Below are 15,961 nucleotides of genomic sequence, written 5' to 3' on the forward strand. Positions count from 1 at the left end.
CACAAATGCACACATCTCCGCTGCCCCTGACCCGTGATCTGGTTTTAATTGGCGGCGGCCACACCCATGCCCTGCTGCTGCGCAAATGGGGAATGAACCCTTTGCCCGGCGCGCGGGTAACCGTGATCAACCCCGGCCCCACTGCCCCCTACTCAGGAATGTTGCCCGGATATGTCGCCGGTCATTACGACCGGTGGGAGTTGGATATCGATCTTGTCAGATTGGCCCGTTTCGCAGGTGCACGTGTGATCTTGGGTGCGGTCAGTGGCATCGACACCGAAACACATGAAGTGCACGTCCCCGGGCATCCTCCGGTAGGCTTCGATGTGGCTTCGGTCAATGTAGGGATCACGTCGGACATGCCCGCCCTGCCGGGCTTTGCGGAACATGCAGTGCCAGCCAAGCCGTTGGGACCTTTTGCTGCGAAATGGGCCGAGTATCTAAAGGGTCAAGGGCCGGCCTCGGTCGCTGTGATTGGCGGCGGCGTCGCCGGCGTCGAACTGGTCATGGCGATGGCGCACGCGTTAAAGGCCAGGGGGCGGGCGGCACAGATTACCCTGATCGATAGTGCCTCGGCCCTGACTGCAACCAAACCCAAGGCGGCGGCAACAATCCGGATTGCAATGCATGATCTTGGCGTGGAGGTGATCGAAAACACGGTGATCACCCGGATCGGGCAGGATCACGTGGAACTACAGGACGGGCGCACAATTCCGGTTGATTTCGTGACCGGTGCCGCCGGAGCCCGCGCCTATGACTGGATCGCAAATACAGGGCTTGACCTTCAGGACGGATACATCCGCGTGAACAGCTACCTGCAATCCAGTGATCCGGCTGTGTTTGCCGCCGGGGATTGCGCCCATCTTTCGGAAAACCCCAGACCGAAGGCTGGCGTCTATGCGGTGCGCGAAGCGCCGGTTTTGTTCGATAATCTGCGCGCAGCGCTCGGCGCGGGACGGATGCGAAAATACACACCGCAAAAAGACTATCTCAAACTGATCTCACTAGGTGGCAAGTCTGCACTGGCCGAGCGTTTGGGAACATCGTTCAGCGGCCCGTTGATGTGGGCCTGGAAGAACCATATCGACCAGAGTTTCATGAAAAAGTTTCGCGACCTGCCGCGAATGACACCGCCCGCCCTGCCACGCGACCGGGCCGCTGGGCTTGATGGGGTTTTGGGTGAAAAGCCCATGTGCGGAGGATGTGGAGCAAAGGTCGGGCACGACGCATTGCAAATCGCCCTGAAATCCCTCCCCGCCCCTACTCGTACCGACGTCACTACCTTGCCCGGCGACGATGCCGCGCTATTGCAAACAGGCGGGGCGCAGCAAGTCATGACGTCCGACCATCTGCGGGCTTTCACCAACGATCCCGCACTGATGACGCGTGTTGCCGCGGTTCACGCCCTAGGGGATATCTGGGCCATGGGGGCCGCGCCTCAGGCGGCCACGGCAACGATCATCCTGCCGCGCATGTCCGCCCCCCTGCAAAGCCGCACAATGTCCGAAGTCATGTCAGTCGCGAGTGACGTCATGCGCGCTGCGGGTGCAGAAATCGTGGGCGGGCACAGTTCAATGGGCGATGAGATGACTGTTGGTTTCACGCTGACTGGCCTGTGTGAGGCTACCCCGATTACATTGGCGGGCGGGCAGCCGGGAGATCGCCTGATCCTGACCAAACCCTTGGGAAGCGGAGTTCTGATGGCAGCGGAAATGGCCGGTCTTGCCGAAGGGGCCTGGGTCGCGGCAGCCTACAAACATATGACACAGCCCCAGGGCGATGCAGCCCGCATTTTGGCCAACGCCCATGCGATGACCGACGTGACCGGGTTTGGTCTGGCCGGGCATCTGCAAGGCATCTGCGACGCATCGCATTGCGGCGCCATGCTTGATCTGAACGCTGTAAAGGTGATGGACGGTGCTCTTGCGCTGACGGATCAGGGGGTCCGGTCAACGATTTTTGCTGACAACAGCGCGATTGCGCCCAATCTTCCGTCCGGGGGCAAGGCGGCGCTGCTTTTTGATCCGCAATCAGCCGGGGGCCTGCTGGCCGCCGTGAATGCGAAGGACGCCGATACTCTTCTGCAAGATCTTCTGGACGCGGGATATCCGGCAATGATCATTGGCCAACTGACCAGCACACCCGGCTTGCGCATTCACAGCTGATCCAGCAGGCTTTCAATTTGCGCGGCCGCGTTGCTCAGCCCCGCATTGTCCAAAGTTGCGATATTGAGATTGGCCAACACCTGTACCGGGCGGGATTGCCGGGACTTGGTGTATGCGGGATCATAATGCTGTTCCATCAACGCCTGTGTCAGCGCCTGTTTTTCATCCGCATCAATCAAGCGCAGCCACCCGTCCACGACCTCATGCCCGCGATGGAACCGCAGCGGTGATAACCGGTCCCGCAATCGGTCACTGTCAGACAGAATGTCGTCATAAGCCCGCACCAGATAGGCCGAACGTGCTTCAATCGAAGCCGTAATGCTCACGCGCGGAGCCTCACACAACGCGTTCCAAAGGCTGGGTGGCAGAATCAAGCTGCCAATTTTGGAGGATTCCGCTTCGACCACGACTGGACGCGCCGGGTTCATTGCGCACAGCGCAGCGGACAGAGCAGATTCAAACCCCTTTTGGCTGGGCTGCCCCCCAGGCCTTTCGCCCAGCAAGGACCCGCGATGGTTGGCCAGCGCTTCAAGGTCCAGAACCTGTACACCTCGTGCGTGCAACAGAGCCAAAAGATCGGTTTTTGCGGTGCCCGTGTAGCCATCCAGCGCGATCAGCCGATGTGGCAAGGGATCATCGTACAAATAAGCGTTCACCAATCGACGGTAGGTACGATAGCCGCCCTCAACAACTTCCGCGCGCCAACCGATTTGCTGCAACATCCATGTGAATGATCCGGAACGCTGTCCACCGCGCCAGCAATAGACCAAGGGGCGCCACGCTCCGTCATGATGGCTGAGGTGGTGTTCGATGTGATTAGCTGCATTGCGGAACACCAAAGCAGCGCCCAGCTTGCGCGCCAGAAAGGGGCTGTCCTGTACATAAATGGTTCCGACCCGGGCGCGTTCCTCGTTGTTCAGCACAGGCAGGTTTATTGCACCCGGTAGATGATCTTCGGCAAACTCGGCAGGGCTGCGAACGTCGATCACGGTATCATACCCGTGCGCGTAAAGTTGGGTCAGGTCAGGAAATTTCAGAGCCATGCCGAAGGTTTAGCTTGCTGCGTTTCTAAAGAAAAGGTCACGCGTCATAAGGTTCGATCAGCTCTGGCCCGCTGGCCCGGTTCGAGTTCACCACAGGACTGACCCGGTGGAAGGTCAGCACATCCTCGTGCCCCGGCTGCATCAGCCGCGCGGCCCCTTTTCCGGCTTCACCCAACCACAATGGCCAGTCTTCGGGTTCTACGATCAAGGGCATTCGCTGATGAATGACCTCAAGCCTTTTGTTGGCGGCCGTCGTCACGATTGCACAGGTGCCCTGCCGTTCACCTTCAGGACCCCAGTCCTGCCAGACCCCGGCAAAAGCAATCGGAGCTTTGTCCTGACGGTGGATATACCAGGACAGGCGCGTTCCCTGTTTCGTTTTTGTCCATTCATAGAACCCGGTCGCTAAGATCAGACAGCGGCGTGTCCGGCAAGCATCGCGAAAGGCGGGCTTGTCCGCCAGGGTCTCGGCCCGGGCGTTGATCAGCAACGGCCCCGCTGTTTCGGTCTTGTACCAATGCGGCAGGAATCCCCACCGCAGCGCGTCCAGATGGCGCCCTGTTTCGCCACTACGCACGACATGTACCTGATTTGTCGGACAAACATTGAAATTCGGCACCGCAGGCAGAGCGTTTGCCGGGCGAGCCGAAAACAGCTGCGCCATTGCGTCGTTGGGAAGAGTTATTGCAAACCGTCCGCACATGGGTAATGAACCACCGATACTTTCTTGATACAGGCACAGGATTTCACGGGGTCACATGGAAAACCAGACAACGCAATCCCTTAAGAGCAAAGCACTGGCCCTTCTGGAAGCAGGCAAGCTGCCGCAAGCTTTGAAAAAGGCCCAGTTGGGTGTCAAGAAATTCCCAAAAGACTCAGATTATCATGCCATCGCCGGCTTTGTCTTGACCGAGATGAAGCAATACAAGAAATCAATTCCGCATTTTGTTGAAGCCTCGCGGATGAAACCGGACGACCTGCAGTTTGTCGAAAACCTGGCGAATGCATTGATGCAGACCGGGCAAATTCCCAAGGCCCTGGAATATACCGAACAAAAGCTGGAGCAATTCCCCAACAACCAGGAATTGAACCGCGTGCTGGATGAAATTCACCTCAAAGGCACCAACTGGCGCATGATGATCGAACATGCGAGCAGGAAGCTGGAGAGCGATCCAGACAATGTGGACCTACTTGCTAAACGTGCCAGAGCTTACGCCAATATCGGCTTTGACGATGAAAACTCGCGGGATGTCGCCCGCGCCTACGAGCTGGACCCCGAGAACACAAAAATTGCCCTTATAAAATCTGTAGACCTTCACCAAACCGGCGAAAAGAACGAGTCCAAAGCAATACTGAGGCGCATTCTTCAAAACGAACCCGAGCATGTGTCGGCTTTGCTGCAATTATCGGCAATGGCAACTACAGAGGAAGCTCCGGAGCTGCTGGAAGCCGTAAATAAAGCCATCTCCGAAAAGGGAGATGATAAGCTGGAACTCCAGTTCGCCAAGGCGCATTTGATTTCAAAGTTAGACGGTTTGAATGCCGCCATGCCGCATTACGCGCGGGCCAATGATATTCAGCACCAAGGCAACCCTTATGTCTCGGCCGATGAAGAGGAAAAGCTGTTCCGGATCACCAGCTTGTTTCCCGTTGATGTCGAAGCACCAGAGTCCGGCTTTGCCGAGGGGCCGAAACCGATCTTCGTATTGGGTCAACCCCGCTCGGGCACGACATTGATGGAAATGATGTTGAGTTCAGCCCCCGGAATATCCGGTTGCGGTGAACTGACTTTGGGGGCGGACCTGTCGCGTGAATATGAGAAAAAAGGCATGAAGTACGACGTTGCCAAAGCGTCCGAACTCGCGCGGGAATTCCTCGAATTGATGCCGCCCATTCCAGGCGACTCTGTCGCCTTTGTCGACAAGATGCCGCACAATTATCAACGTATCGGCTTCCTTCTGTCTGCCTTCCCAAGGGCAAAGATTATTAACATGCTGCGCGATCCGCGTGATGTTGGATTGTCCAAATGGATCAGGTGTTTTCCTGCCGGTGGAATGCGCTATGCCTCGAATATGCAGGCCATCGCCCATTCGGCAAATATGTATCGTCGCTACATGGCACATTGGGATGCCGTGTTCGGCAATCGTATTCTGACGGTGCCTTACGAAGAACTGGTGGCAGACCCGAAAACTTACAGCCAGCAGGTCGCCGCGTTCTGCGATTTGGAGTGGAACGAAACGATGATGCACCCTGAAAAGAACACGAAACAGGTGCGCACGGCCAGCATTGATCAGGTGCGCAGCAAGATCTCGACCAAGTCTATCGGAGGCTGGCGCGAGGTTGCCGAGCATATCAAGCCGATGCTCGACGGGATCGACCCCGAGCTCTGGCCCGAGTACGATTTCAGCTGAACGGTTACAAAACAAAAAAAGCCGCATCACAGGAATGCGGCTTTTGTCTTTGTCGTAAACCCAGTTATTTCTGTTTGATACGCCCGTCGACATAGGGCTGATAGGGCGCATTTTCCGCCAGGTATTCTGCGGTTACATCCGCAAGGTCCGGGCCGAAGTCATAGGCGTTCTTGTCGTCGCCTTCGAACATCTCGTACCCGTCACCGCCGTTGCGGACAAAGTTGTTGGTGACGACAAGGTAAGTCTTGTTCGGGTCGATCGGTATAAAACCGTCACCCTCGGCAACCATCACCTCGCTGACGCGTCCTTCGTTCGGCGCAACGCTTGGGTCCCAGGTAAAGCTAAGACCAGCGACCTGCGGGAAACGACCTTTCACTTCTTCCACCTGACTAACGCCATTCTCCAGCGCGTCAATGACACCCTGTCCGCTGATTTCGAAGGTCGACAATGTGTTCTGGAAAGGTAGTACAGCCAGAACTTCGCCCATGGTTACATCGCCAGGGTCGATGGACGCCCGCAACCCACCCGAGTTGGCAATGGCGATCTGAACGCCCTGATCCGCCACGCGCGCCAGCATCGCATCGGCGACCAGGTTGCCCATCTGGCATTCCTGCACGCGGCAAATAGAGCGATCCCCTTCAACAGCTTCCGCAGCGCTTGCAACGACCTTGTTACGGATTTCATCCAAAGGCACCGCCAGTTCCGCAATCCTGTCCAGCGCGGCCTGATCCTCGGTTACTGCGTTGTCCATGATCAAAGGCTCGCCAACTGCCTCGACCACTTTGCCGTCGTCATCGAAAGTGACGTTCAACTCGCCCAGAAACTTGCCATAGGCATAGGCCTGAACGATCTGTACGCCGTTTACCACCGTTGGGTACGGACCTGCCGCCTTATCCGACACATTCGAAAGATACGTATTTGAATGTCCGCCGACGATCACATCAACGCCGGTCGTCTCTTGCGCGACGCGCTGATCGACGCCATAGCCGGAGTGGCTGAGAACGATGATCTTGTTAACGCCCTCACCCGTCAGTTTATCGACTTCGGCCTGCACGGCTGGCACCGGGTCCGAGAACGTGACGTTGGGGCCGGGCGAGGCAAGCTCATCCGTGTCGATTGGGGTCAGACCGATCAGGCCGATCTTTTCGCCGCCCACCTCGATAACAGTCGATTTCTTGATCCTGTCCGTCAAAAGCTCTTCGTCGCGAATATCAGCGTTGGACATCAGGACCGGGAAGTCGACCGAGTCGATGAACCCCCGCAACACTTCGGGGCCGTCATCAAACTCGTGGTTGCCAACGGTCATGGCGTTATAGCCCAGCTTGTTCATGAACTCGGCCGCGACCTTGCCCTTGTAGTAGGTATAGAAAAGGGACCCCTGGAACTGGTCACCTCCATCCACCAGAATCGAGTTTTCTGCGCGCTCGCGCGCATCGGCAACTGCCGTAACAAGGCGCGCCGAGCCGCCAAAGCACTTACCTTCCGCATTGTCTTCCGCACCGCATCCGCTGTCGTATTTGTTGATCGGCTCAAAGCGCGAATGGAAATCGTTGGTGTGCAGAATTGTCAGCTTGTAGTCGGCTGCTGCGACGCCCGCAGTCAGGCCCACCACCGCAACCGAAGTTAAAAATCGGGTCAACATCTTGGAACTCCCTAATTATTATTGCCGGGGATCGTGCGCTTATGTCGACTGAGAGTCAAAGGAGAAATCCAGCTTGATTCCAAGCGCCGTGCGGGGCATCAGGTCATCATGCTGATCTACAAGATTTTCCGAACCGACGAATGGGCTGAACTGCAAAGTCTGGGCGCCACAGACGGAGCACCCATTGACGTGTCAGACGGGTTTGTTCACTTTTCCACCGCTGAACAAGCGGCTGAAACCGCCGCCAAGCATTTTGCCGGCGTTGAAGGGCTTACACTGTTGGCATGTGATGCCGACGCCATGGGCGATGACCTGAAATGGGAAATGTCGCGAGGAAACGCCCTGTTTCCGCATCTGTATCGTCAGATCAGGTTAAGCGATGTTGTCTGGGCGCGTCCGCTGCCTTTTGTCGGTACGGCACATCGGTTTCCCGAGGACATGGCATGACATCCTATGTCGATCCGGATCGCGCCCAGTTCGAGGCGTTCAAGGCCCTGGACCGCGACCAGCCGATCGAGATGCTCAATCTAGTGAAGTTCCGCGCCGAGGCGCAGTATCCCAGTTCGCATGAATTGGCCGGCGCAGGGCTGACCGGGGCGCAGGCCTATCAGAAATACGGGACTGAAACCGCCGCAATCATTGGCCGTATCGGGGCAAGCATCCTGTGGCGGGGTGTATTTGAAACGACTCTGATCGGACCGGCTGATGAGGTATGGGATGCCGTCTTTATCGCACGCTATCCGACTGCATATGCGTTTCTGGAAATGGTGACTGACCCGGTGTACCGGGCAGCGGTGGTCCATCGGCAGGCTGCGGTAGAAACCTCGCGCCTGATCCGGTGCGGATCAAGCAAAAGCGGGAAAGCGTTTGGATGAAACTGACCGAGAAGTTCGGGCTTGCGGCCCTGCATTGCATGGACCCCGAGACCGCCCACGGAATGTCGATCAGGGCTTTGAAGGCGGGGCTTGCGCCTGCGCCGGGGCCGGTGGCAACGCCGCGCCTGAAAACCAGCCTTGCAGGTTTGGACCTGCCTAACCCGGTAGGATTGGCCGCGGGCTTCGACAAGAACGGTGAGGTTCTGACGCCGCTGTCACGCGCAGGATTCGGCTTCATCGAAGTCGGCGCCGTCACACCGCGCCCCCAACCGGGAAACCCCAAACCCCGCCTGTTTCGCCTGACCGAGGACAAAGCGGCGATCAACCGTTTTGGCTTCAACAACGAAGGCATGGAGGTGATGGCAAAACGGCTTGCTGATCGCCCCAAGAATGCGGTGATCGGCCTGAATCTGGGTGCCAACAAGGACAGCGAGGATCGCGCGGGTGATTTCGTCAAGGTGCTGGCGCATTGTGCCGCGCATCTGGATTTTGCCACGGTCAACGTGTCATCCCCGAATACGGAAAAGCTGCGGGATTTGCAGGGCAAGGCGGCGCTAAGCGCGCTTTTGAACGGTGTGATTGAAACCCGGGATGCGCTGCCTCGCCCGCTGCCCATCTTCCTGAAAATCGCGCCGGACCTGACCGATGCCGAGTTGCAGGACATTGCCGAGGTTGCGCGCGAGACCCGTGTGGATGCCGTGATCGCCACCAACACCACCCTGTCACGCGACGGGCTGCGCAGTTCGCACAAAGGTGAAACCGGCGGGCTGTCCGGCGCACCGCTGTTCGAGAAATCAACACGTGTTCTGGCGCGGCTCAGCCAGTTGACCGGGGGTGACATTCCCCTGATCGGCGTCGGTGGCATCAGCAATGCGGAACAGGCCTATGCAAAGATTGGCGCCGGGGCATCTGCTGTGCAGTTTTATACGGCGATGGTGTATGGCGGCATTTCTCTGGCGGCGGACATTGCGAAAGGGCTGGATGAACTGCTGGCCCGCGACGGCTTTGAAAATGTAGCTCAGGCCGTCGGCAGCAAACGAGAAGACTGGCTATGATCGAATATTGGCACAACCCGCGCTGTTCAAAATCCCGCGCCGGTCTTGCATTGCTGGAAGAAAATGGCGCGCGGGTCACGGTGCGCAAATATCTTGAGGATGCACCATCAATCAATGAGCTGCGAGCGGCACAATCCGCCTTGGGGCTTTCGCCCGTTGAGATGATTCGTACCGGAGAATCTCGGTTCAAGGAACTGGGGCTGACAAAGGCTTCGCCAGACGAGGCCCTGATCCGGGCCATGGCCGAAAACCCGATCCTGATTGAGCGTCCGCTTGCCATTGCGGGGGATAAGGCCGCTATCGGGCGTCCACCGGAAAACCTTCTTACGCTGCTCTAGGCCACCTGCGCCTCGAGCTTGGGATAGCGCCATCCCAAAGTCACGCCACGTGCTATATTAAGCACCATCAACGCGGCCCACAGGCCGTGGTTTTCGAAACTTGGCACCAGAATGAACAGCGCAACCAGATAGATAGCGACCGATTGGAACATCGCGCTACGCATGGCGCGGGTCCATGTAGCACCTATGTAGATGCCGTCAAACATCCAGCTTGCCACGCCTATAACGGGTGCCAACGCGGCCCAGATAAGAAACTCGCGCCCGGCCTCGCGCACCTGCGGCGATGTTGACATGAGGTCGATCAACGCCGGTCCGGCGACAAAGAAAACCACACCCAGTAACAGGGCACCGCCAACACCCCATTGCGATGTCATGACAGACGCGCGGCGCACCTGATACCTGTCTCTGGCACCCACCGCGCTTCCGACTAGCGCCTCGGCGGAAAAGGCAAACCCGTCCAGCGCAAAAGCTGTGATTTCTAGAAACTGAAGCAAGACCTGATTGGCCGCCAGATTGACATCACCCAGATCGGAACCGACGAAAAGAAAGGTCGTGAAGGATCCGGTTAGCAAAACCGACCGGATCATGATATCGCCGTTGACCTGCAACATCCGTTGCAGCCGAACGGCATCAAATATGCGGGCCCAGTCACGCCAGGTTCCGTCTTCGAACCCATCCCGACACAGCCAAAGGCCCAGCGCCAGACCTGTCCATTCCGCAATCAAAGTGGCAATGGCAACCCCTTCGACACCCCAGCCGAGACCAAGCACGAACCATAGATCCAGAACGATGTTCAATCCGTTCATCCAGACCTGAAGAACAAAAACCCCGCGCGTGCGTTCAACCGCAATCAACCATCCGGTAACCGCATAAAGCGCGATAGTGGCAGGCGCGCCCCAAATTCGAATCTCAAGATAGGCGTGGGCCAGCGTTTCGACCTCGGGACTTGCCGGAGATAAAGCGAACGCACCCGCGAACACAGCCACTTGGGTGAGGATAAAGAACAACCCGGCCGCGCCGCCAAGCATCAGACCACGCATCAGCAAAGCGCGGGTTTCAACAGCGTCGCCTGCCCCGCGTGCCTGCGCCGCCATCCCGGTGGTTCCCATCCGCAAGAAGCCGAAGATCCAGTAGATCGTTGACAGGATAACTGCGCCGATCCCGACCGCCCCGATAGGCGCAGCCTGCCCTAACTGACCGACAACGCCGGTATCCACTGCCCCCAGAATCGGGACCGTGGCGTTCGACAGGACAATCGGCACCGCGATCTTCAGCACCCGTCCATGCGTGATGGGCGCCGAGGCGTCCTGCATGGTCAGCTCTTGTCTCTGGCAGGTTGCGGCATCAAGAAATGCCCGGAGGCCTGCGCAAACAGTTTCGCATGATTGTCCTGCCAGGCTTCAACCCGTACCGAGGCGTAACGCCGCCCGGACCGGCTGATAAACGCCCTCGCATAGGCGTCTCGCGGCAAGCCGGAACGCAGATAGTCAACGGTAAAGTCGATCGTCTTCGGAAACCGGATGCTTTCGTCTGACACGATGGCATCTGCATCGATCTCACCGTTTTCTATACTTGGGAATATGTGTTCCCAGCTCAGAGTGATAACGGCTGTCACCTCCAAAAAGGCAGCGGTTACGCCGCCATGAATTGCAGGCAGAAACGGATTGCCGATCAGCTTGTCATCGAAATTCAAAACGCCGGTCAGCTCATCCCCGCGCCTGTCGAAACTGATGTTCAGAAAACGGATATACGGTACGCCGTCAACAAGCGCGCGTAGGGCTGCATCGCGGCGCTGCTTGACCACCTGCATCGGCTCGGGACGAGGTCTTGGCATATTACTTCCCTTCAACCGTAAAAGAGCCCGAGGCAGTCGCCACAGGCAGATCCGTGTCGTTGTCCATTGCGGTGGCCCGCACGAAGGCAACGTTTCGCGTGATATGATGACAGACGGCATGCGCAGTAATCGTCTGACCTGGCGTCGCCGCGCGCATATAGTCTATCCGCAGATCGATTGTTGCGGTTCCTCCGGGGGCCGACGGGTGGCTCATCACCGCAGCACCACAACAGGTGTCCAGGATCGTGGATATCGCCCCCCCATGAATCACCCCTGTACGCGGATCCCCGATCAGGTCTTCGTTGTAGGGCAAGGTTATCTCAGCCTCACCTTCGCCGATCTGCGTGAGCGTAAGGTTCAATGCCCGCGCATGGGGGATCGCCTCGATAAACTGGCGGGCTAAAACTGTCTTATCGACCATGGGTATGCGTCCTGTTCTCTGCACCGCCTTTATGAGCCGGTGTTCCGGAAAAGAGCAAGCCTGCCTGTTGCGCTTGGGATCGGGACCGCCTAGGTTGCTGACGAGGAGACCGGGAATGTCCAACAACCGTTTGTCATTCAAAGAAATGTGCGCCAAGTTCGACGTGACACCGCGCACCCTGCGCTACTACGAATATATCGAGCTTTTGCAACCGGACCGCGAAGGGCGTTCGCGCTTTTATGGGGCCCGGGAATGCGCGCGGATGAAACTTATCATGCGCGGCCGAAAGTTTGGTTTTCCTCTAGAAGAGATTCGCCAATGGCTACTGATCTATGAAGATCAGGGAAACGAGGCCCAGATGGCCACCTTTGTCGAAATGGCGGACCGCCAGATGAGTGAGCTTCAGCAGCAGCGACAGCAGCTGGATGAGGCAATGGACGAACTCAAAAGCCTGCGCGACCAAACGGCCAAGTCGCTGGAATAACCTTTTCCGATATTTCATAGCCAAGCATTGCAGGTGGCAGAACCTGTCAAAGCCGGTGCGCATCCCCTTCCCCGCACCCGTTTGTTCATGCCGGAAATCAGTTGACGCGACGGTAACAAAATTACGTCGGAAACCGCTTACGTGCACGGATGTTACGTCAACTAAAAAGTGACGCAGCGTCTGGATTACGTAAACGTCACTCACATGTTGTAAAGCACCCACCAACTGCGCAACTCATGTCTCATGACGCCAGTGACGAGAGTATGACGAATGACCGAAGATGTGATGACCATTCGCGAGATGTGCGAGACCTATGATGTCACACCACGCACCTTGCGGTTCTATGAGGCAAAGGAACTACTGTTCCCGATCCGCGAAGGCCAAAAACGTCTGTTCACCAAACGTGACCGGGCGCGGCTGAAGCTGATCCTGCGCGGAAAAAGATTTGGGTTCAGCCTCGAGGAAATTCGACAGCTGCTGGATCTCTACCATGTGGGCGATCAACAGGTCACCCAGATGAATCGCACTTATGAAATCGCGTGCGAACGTCTGGCTGACATGGAATCGCGCCGCGAAGAGCTGACGCAGGCCATCGACGATCTGAAAGAGCAGTTGCGCTGGGGCGAGAAAGTCATCGCCTCAATGAAACAGGAAAAGAAGGCGGCCGAGTAACCTCGCCCTGCTTTCCGGACATATGAATTAAGGGAGCTTCACATGCCCGTTTACAACGCGCCAACCAAAGACATGCAGTTCATTCTGCACGATGTTCTGAAAGTCTCGCAGTCGGACATCCCCGGCTATGATGAACTGGAGGCCGAATTCACCGGCGCAGTTCTGGAAGAAGCAGGCAAGGTTGCCGCCAACGTCCTGCATCCTTTGAACGTTGTTGGTGACACCGAAGGGTGCCGGTTGGAAAACGGCATTGTGTACACACCTACCGGGTTCAAAGACGCGTTCGAGCAGATGAAGGAAGGTGGCTGGACTGGCCTCGACATGCCGGAAGAGTATGGTGGCCAGAACATGCCCTACGTGATCGGCACAGCCGTAGGAGAGATGTTCTCGGGCTCCAACCAGGCTTTCACCATGTATCAGGGCCTGACCCATGGCGCAGCCTCGGCCATTCTGGCGCACGGGACAGACGAGCAGAAGAACAAATACCTGCCCAACATGGTCAGCTGTGAATGGACCGGCACCATGAACCTGACCGAACCGCATTGTGGCACCGATCTGGGCCTGATGCGTACCAAGGCAGAACCGCAGGGTGATGGCAGCTATAAGATTTCCGGCCAGAAGATCTTTATCTCGGCCGGCGACCACGACATGGCAAACAACATCATCCACCTGGTGCTGGCCAAGATCCCAGGTGGCCCCGAGGGCATCAAAGGCGTGTCGCTGTTTATTGTGCCCAAATTCATTGTGAACGAAGACGGCAGCCTGGGCGAACGCAACGGCGTATCGGTCGGAAAGATCGAAGAGAAAATGGGCATCCACGGCAACTCGACCTGCGTCATGAACTATGACGAAGCCACCGGCTGGCTGCTGGGCGAAGAGCACAAGGGCATGCGCGCCATGTTCACCATGATGAACGAAGCGCGTCTGGGTGTGGGCATGCAGGGCCTGTCGCAAGCCGAAGCGGCCTATCAGAACGCTCTGGAATACGCCAAAGACCGTTTGCAGGGTCGCGATGTGACCGGTGTCAAAAATCCGGATGGTCCGGCCGATCCTCTGATCGTGCATCCTGACATCCGTCGCAACCTGATGGATCAGAAAAGCTTTACCGAAGGCGCACGCGCGTTCATCCTTTGGGGCGCGACAATGATCGACAAGGCGCACCGCGCGGGAGACAAGGATGCAGACGGGCTGATCTCGTTGCTGACTCCGGTCATCAAAGGCTTCCTGACCGACGAAGGTTACGACATGACCGTTCAGGCGCAGCAGGTCTATGGTGGCCATGGCTACATCGAAGAATGGGGTATGTCACAATACACCCGCGACGCCCGCATCGCGATGATCTACGAAGGCGCAAATGGCGTTCAGGCGCTTGACCTTGTGGGTCGCAAACTGGCGCAGGATGGCGGCAAGCACGTCATGGCCTTCTTCGAGATGGTCAAAAGCTTCTGCAAAGAAAACGGCGGCAAGGACGAAGCTTACGATAAAGCCTTCATCGAACCGCTGAAGGCCGCGTCCAAGGATCTTCAGGCCGCAGGCATGTATTTCATGCAGGAAGGCATGAAGAACCCGAATAACGCACTGTCCGGGTCCTATGACTTCATGCACATGTTCGGCCATGTTTGCCTGGGTCTGATGTGGGCGCAGATGGCCAAGGCCGCGCAGAACGCTCTGGACAATGATGCGTCGGACAAAGAGTTCTACGAGACCAAGATCAACACCGGTCGCTTCTACATGGCGCGCCGCCTGCCAGCGACAGCGATGCATCTTGCGCGCATTCAGACCGGTGCGGACACGGTAATGGCACTAGACGCGGCGAACTTCTGAACTCAGTCTGGGTCCGGGCAACACCGCCCGGACCCAGCTTACCGGAGGAGACCAAATGCCAAAACGTTTTCGCCTGACCCGCCGCTTTCCGGTTGCGATGACTGAAGATGGGTATCGCAAACTCAAAGCGTTCGCGCGGGATGCTGGTCTGGACGAAGGCGAGGCGCTGTCTTTCTTGTTCGAGAATTTCAACAGCGTGATTGATGAGGAGAACCTGACCCACCGCCTACGCATCTTCAATTCCGAACTTGAGGCACGGAAGAGGTGAACTGCTGCGGAGAAAACTCAACTGCGACTTTAATTTGAATGCCGGACGCCTCCGGCGGGAGTATTTGTGAAAAGATGAAGCGGCGATGCGTCCCTGCCACCGGGCGCACTCGCCATCAGGACAGGAACGACTTCACCTTTTGCGGTCATCAGCTCTCCAGCCTGTACCGCACGACCACTGAATACGAAGATGGTTGATGAAACGTTACCTACTGCCCTTCATCTTTTCAAAAATACTCAAATCCGGCCTAGCCAAATGCGCCTTGGGAGGGGCGAGCACATGACCATCAAACTTCATTGCTTCGGAGAAAGTGGAAACAGCTACAAAGCTGCTTTGGCTCTGGAAATGTCCGGATTGGAGTGGGAACCGGTCTTTGTCGATTTCTTCAAAGGTGTAACCCGCACGCCGGAATATCGTGCTGACGTAAACGAGTTGGGTGAGGCACCTGTTCTGGTCGATGGAGATTTTCGCACCAGCCAATCCGGTGCGATTCAGGCCTATGTCACAGAGAAATCCGGCAAGTTCGGTGGCAAGGACCGGGAAGAAAACTACGATATTCTGCGTTGGGTTTTGTGGGACAATCACAAACTCAGCTCCATGGCTGGTTTGACGCGGTTCCTGATCAATTTCCTACCCGAGCAGCACCGCAACCCCGATGTCATTGCATTCAACAAAGGACGTTTGAAGGCGGCTTATGAGATCCTGAACAACCACCTGGACGGCCGCGACTGGATCGTTGGCGATGGCGTGACCAACGCCGACCTTAGCTGCTGCGGCTATATGTATTACCCTGAACCATTCGGTTTTGACCGTGCCGACTGGCCCCATATCGACGCCTGGCTGACCCGCTTGTCCGAACAGCCCGGCTGGAAACACCCCTATGACCTGATGCCCGGCAACCCGTCGGATCGAGCTTGAGGAGAAGACCC

17 protein-coding genes are annotated in these 15,961 nt (G+C 57.2%); 11 read left to right on the forward strand and 6 right to left on the reverse strand.

Going from position 1 to position 15,961, the window contains the following annotated elements:
* The first annotated feature begins 5 nt into the window (after positions 1–5).
* Positions 6–2,165, forward strand: a complete 2,160-nt coding sequence (gene selD, locus ACR0BK_RS04340) for a selenide, water dikinase SelD (RefSeq protein WP_480553859.1) — start codon at positions 6–8, stop codon at positions 2,163–2,165.
* On the opposite strand, the gene mnmH is transcribed toward selD, so the two are convergent.
* Together mnmH and ACR0BK_RS04350 are read right to left on the reverse strand one after the other, a co-directional pair.
* Positions 2,156–3,208 carry a tRNA 2-selenouridine(34) synthase MnmH gene (gene mnmH / locus ACR0BK_RS04345; RefSeq protein WP_480517663.1) on the reverse strand — a complete coding sequence of 351 codons (1,053 nt, stop codon included), beginning with the start codon at positions 3,206–3,208 and terminating at the stop codon, positions 2,156–2,158. The genes selD and mnmH overlap by 10 nt on opposite strands.
* 37 nt (positions 3,209–3,245) lie before the next feature.
* The gene (locus ACR0BK_RS04350; RefSeq protein WP_480473527.1) at positions 3,246–3,911 is read right to left on the reverse strand and encodes an SOS response-associated peptidase; all 666 of its coding nucleotides are present in this window, start codon (positions 3,909–3,911) and stop codon (positions 3,246–3,248) included.
* 55 nt (positions 3,912–3,966) lie between these two features.
* Here ACR0BK_RS04350 and ACR0BK_RS04355 point away from each other — a divergent pair, with 55 nt between their 5' ends.
* Positions 3,967–5,619, forward strand: coding sequence for a tetratricopeptide repeat-containing sulfotransferase family protein (locus ACR0BK_RS04355; RefSeq protein ID WP_480553860.1), 1,653 nt, complete (start codon positions 3,967–3,969; stop codon positions 5,617–5,619).
* 64 nt (positions 5,620–5,683) lie between these two features.
* On the opposite strand, the gene ACR0BK_RS04360 is transcribed toward ACR0BK_RS04355, so the two are convergent.
* Positions 5,684–7,261 (reverse strand): bifunctional metallophosphatase/5'-nucleotidase, encoded by a 1,578-nt coding sequence (locus ACR0BK_RS04360; protein ID WP_480553861.1) that lies wholly within the window; start codon positions 7,259–7,261, stop codon positions 5,684–5,686.
* A 108-nt stretch (positions 7,262–7,369) separates the two neighbouring features.
* Here ACR0BK_RS04360 and ACR0BK_RS04365 point away from each other — a divergent pair, with 108 nt between their 5' ends.
* Genes ACR0BK_RS04365 through arsC form a run of 4 tightly spaced genes read left to right on the forward strand, consistent with a single transcriptional unit; the run spans position 7,370 to position 9,529 of the window.
* Positions 7,370–7,708, forward strand: coding sequence for a DUF952 domain-containing protein (locus ACR0BK_RS04365; protein WP_480553862.1), 339 nt, complete (start codon positions 7,370–7,372; stop codon positions 7,706–7,708).
* The gene (locus ACR0BK_RS04370; protein WP_480492875.1) at positions 7,705–8,136 is read left to right on the forward strand and encodes a DUF1330 domain-containing protein; all 432 of its coding nucleotides are present in this window, start codon (positions 7,705–7,707) and stop codon (positions 8,134–8,136) included. Before ACR0BK_RS04365 ends, ACR0BK_RS04370 begins: the two co-directional genes overlap by 4 nt.
* Positions 8,133–9,191: a quinone-dependent dihydroorotate dehydrogenase gene (locus tag ACR0BK_RS04375; RefSeq protein WP_480553863.1), complete on the forward strand. Its 1,059-nt coding sequence runs from the start codon at positions 8,133–8,135 to the stop codon at positions 9,189–9,191. Before ACR0BK_RS04370 ends, ACR0BK_RS04375 begins: the two co-directional genes overlap by 4 nt.
* Positions 9,188–9,529, forward strand: coding sequence for an arsenate reductase (glutaredoxin) (gene arsC / locus ACR0BK_RS04380; protein ID WP_480517677.1), 342 nt, complete (start codon positions 9,188–9,190; stop codon positions 9,527–9,529). The genes ACR0BK_RS04375 and arsC overlap by 4 nt, the downstream gene beginning before the upstream one ends.
* Here arsC and ACR0BK_RS04385 read toward each other — a convergent pair.
* The 3 genes from ACR0BK_RS04385 to ACR0BK_RS04395 are packed head-to-tail and all read right to left on the reverse strand — an operon-like array spanning position 9,526 to position 11,784.
* Positions 9,526–10,842, reverse strand: coding sequence for an MATE family efflux transporter (locus ACR0BK_RS04385; RefSeq protein ID WP_480553864.1), 1,317 nt, complete (start codon positions 10,840–10,842; stop codon positions 9,526–9,528). The two genes, arsC and ACR0BK_RS04385, sit on opposite strands and share 4 nt — an antisense overlap.
* Positions 10,843–10,844: 2 nt before the next feature.
* Entirely contained in the window at positions 10,845–11,363 is a 519-nt protein-coding gene (locus tag ACR0BK_RS04390) for a PaaI family thioesterase (protein ID WP_480473536.1), read from the reverse strand.
* Between the two features lies 1 nt (position 11,364).
* Positions 11,365–11,784, reverse strand: a complete 420-nt coding sequence (locus ACR0BK_RS04395) for a PaaI family thioesterase (protein ID WP_480473537.1) — start codon at positions 11,782–11,784, stop codon at positions 11,365–11,367.
* A 115-nt stretch (positions 11,785–11,899) separates the two neighbouring features.
* Here ACR0BK_RS04395 and ACR0BK_RS04400 point away from each other — a divergent pair, with 115 nt between their 5' ends.
* The 5 genes from ACR0BK_RS04400 to ACR0BK_RS04420 all read left to right on the forward strand — a co-directional run bounded on the left by ACR0BK_RS04400 (position 11,900) and on the right by ACR0BK_RS04420 (position 15,950).
* Positions 11,900–12,268, forward strand: coding sequence for a MerR family transcriptional regulator (locus ACR0BK_RS04400; protein WP_480553865.1), 369 nt, complete (start codon positions 11,900–11,902; stop codon positions 12,266–12,268).
* Positions 12,269–12,538: 270 nt separating this feature from the next.
* A complete protein-coding gene (locus ACR0BK_RS04405) occupies positions 12,539–12,940 on the forward strand; it encodes a MerR family transcriptional regulator (protein WP_209503256.1) in 402 nt (133 codons plus the stop codon).
* A 42-nt stretch (positions 12,941–12,982) separates the two neighbouring features.
* Positions 12,983–14,764 carry an acyl-CoA dehydrogenase C-terminal domain-containing protein gene (locus ACR0BK_RS04410; protein WP_480553866.1) on the forward strand — a complete coding sequence of 594 codons (1,782 nt, stop codon included), beginning with the start codon at positions 12,983–12,985 and terminating at the stop codon, positions 14,762–14,764.
* A 55-nt stretch (positions 14,765–14,819) separates the two neighbouring features.
* Positions 14,820–15,032, forward strand: a complete 213-nt coding sequence (locus ACR0BK_RS04415) for a hypothetical protein (protein WP_209503252.1) — start codon at positions 14,820–14,822, stop codon at positions 15,030–15,032.
* A gap of 279 nt (positions 15,033–15,311) precedes the next feature.
* Complete coding sequence (locus tag ACR0BK_RS04420) at positions 15,312–15,950, forward strand: glutathione S-transferase family protein (RefSeq protein ID WP_480553867.1); 639 nt, start codon at positions 15,312–15,314, stop codon at positions 15,948–15,950.
* Positions 15,951–15,961: the final 11 nt, after the last annotated feature.

The organism is Ruegeria sp. AF1 (assembly GCF_056542125.1).

Bases quoted from the DNA above. Each gene is read 5' to 3' on its own strand.
- selD (WP_480553859.1), top strand. From the start codon at position 6: ATGCACACATCTCCGCTGCCCCTGACCCGTGATCTGGTTTTAATTGGC.
- mnmH (WP_480517663.1), bottom strand. From the start codon at position 3,208: ATGGCTCTGAAATTTCCTGACCTGACCCAACTTTACGCGCACGGGTAT.
- ACR0BK_RS04350 (WP_480473527.1), bottom strand. From the start codon at position 3,911: ATGTGCGGACGGTTTGCAATAACTCTTCCCAACGACGCAATGGCGCAG.
- ACR0BK_RS04355 (WP_480553860.1), top strand. From the start codon at position 3,967: ATGGAAAACCAGACAACGCAATCCCTTAAGAGCAAAGCACTGGCCCTT.
- ACR0BK_RS04360 (WP_480553861.1), bottom strand. From the start codon at position 7,261: ATGTTGACCCGATTTTTAACTTCGGTTGCGGTGGTGGGCCTGACTGCG.
- ACR0BK_RS04365 (WP_480553862.1), top strand. From the start codon at position 7,370: ATGCTGATCTACAAGATTTTCCGAACCGACGAATGGGCTGAACTGCAA.
- ACR0BK_RS04370 (WP_480492875.1), top strand. From the start codon at position 7,705: ATGACATCCTATGTCGATCCGGATCGCGCCCAGTTCGAGGCGTTCAAG.
- ACR0BK_RS04375 (WP_480553863.1), top strand. From the start codon at position 8,133: ATGAAACTGACCGAGAAGTTCGGGCTTGCGGCCCTGCATTGCATGGAC.
- arsC (WP_480517677.1), top strand. From the start codon at position 9,188: ATGATCGAATATTGGCACAACCCGCGCTGTTCAAAATCCCGCGCCGGT.
- ACR0BK_RS04385 (WP_480553864.1), bottom strand. From the start codon at position 10,842: ATGCAGGACGCCTCGGCGCCCATCACGCATGGACGGGTGCTGAAGATC.
- ACR0BK_RS04390 (WP_480473536.1), bottom strand. From the start codon at position 11,363: ATGCCAAGACCTCGTCCCGAGCCGATGCAGGTGGTCAAGCAGCGCCGC.
- ACR0BK_RS04395 (WP_480473537.1), bottom strand. From the start codon at position 11,784: ATGGTCGATAAGACAGTTTTAGCCCGCCAGTTTATCGAGGCGATCCCC.
- ACR0BK_RS04400 (WP_480553865.1), top strand. From the start codon at position 11,900: ATGTCCAACAACCGTTTGTCATTCAAAGAAATGTGCGCCAAGTTCGAC.
- ACR0BK_RS04405 (WP_209503256.1), top strand. From the start codon at position 12,539: ATGACCGAAGATGTGATGACCATTCGCGAGATGTGCGAGACCTATGAT.
- ACR0BK_RS04410 (WP_480553866.1), top strand. From the start codon at position 12,983: ATGCCCGTTTACAACGCGCCAACCAAAGACATGCAGTTCATTCTGCAC.
- ACR0BK_RS04415 (WP_209503252.1), top strand. From the start codon at position 14,820: ATGCCAAAACGTTTTCGCCTGACCCGCCGCTTTCCGGTTGCGATGACT.
- ACR0BK_RS04420 (WP_480553867.1), top strand. From the start codon at position 15,312: ATGACCATCAAACTTCATTGCTTCGGAGAAAGTGGAAACAGCTACAAA.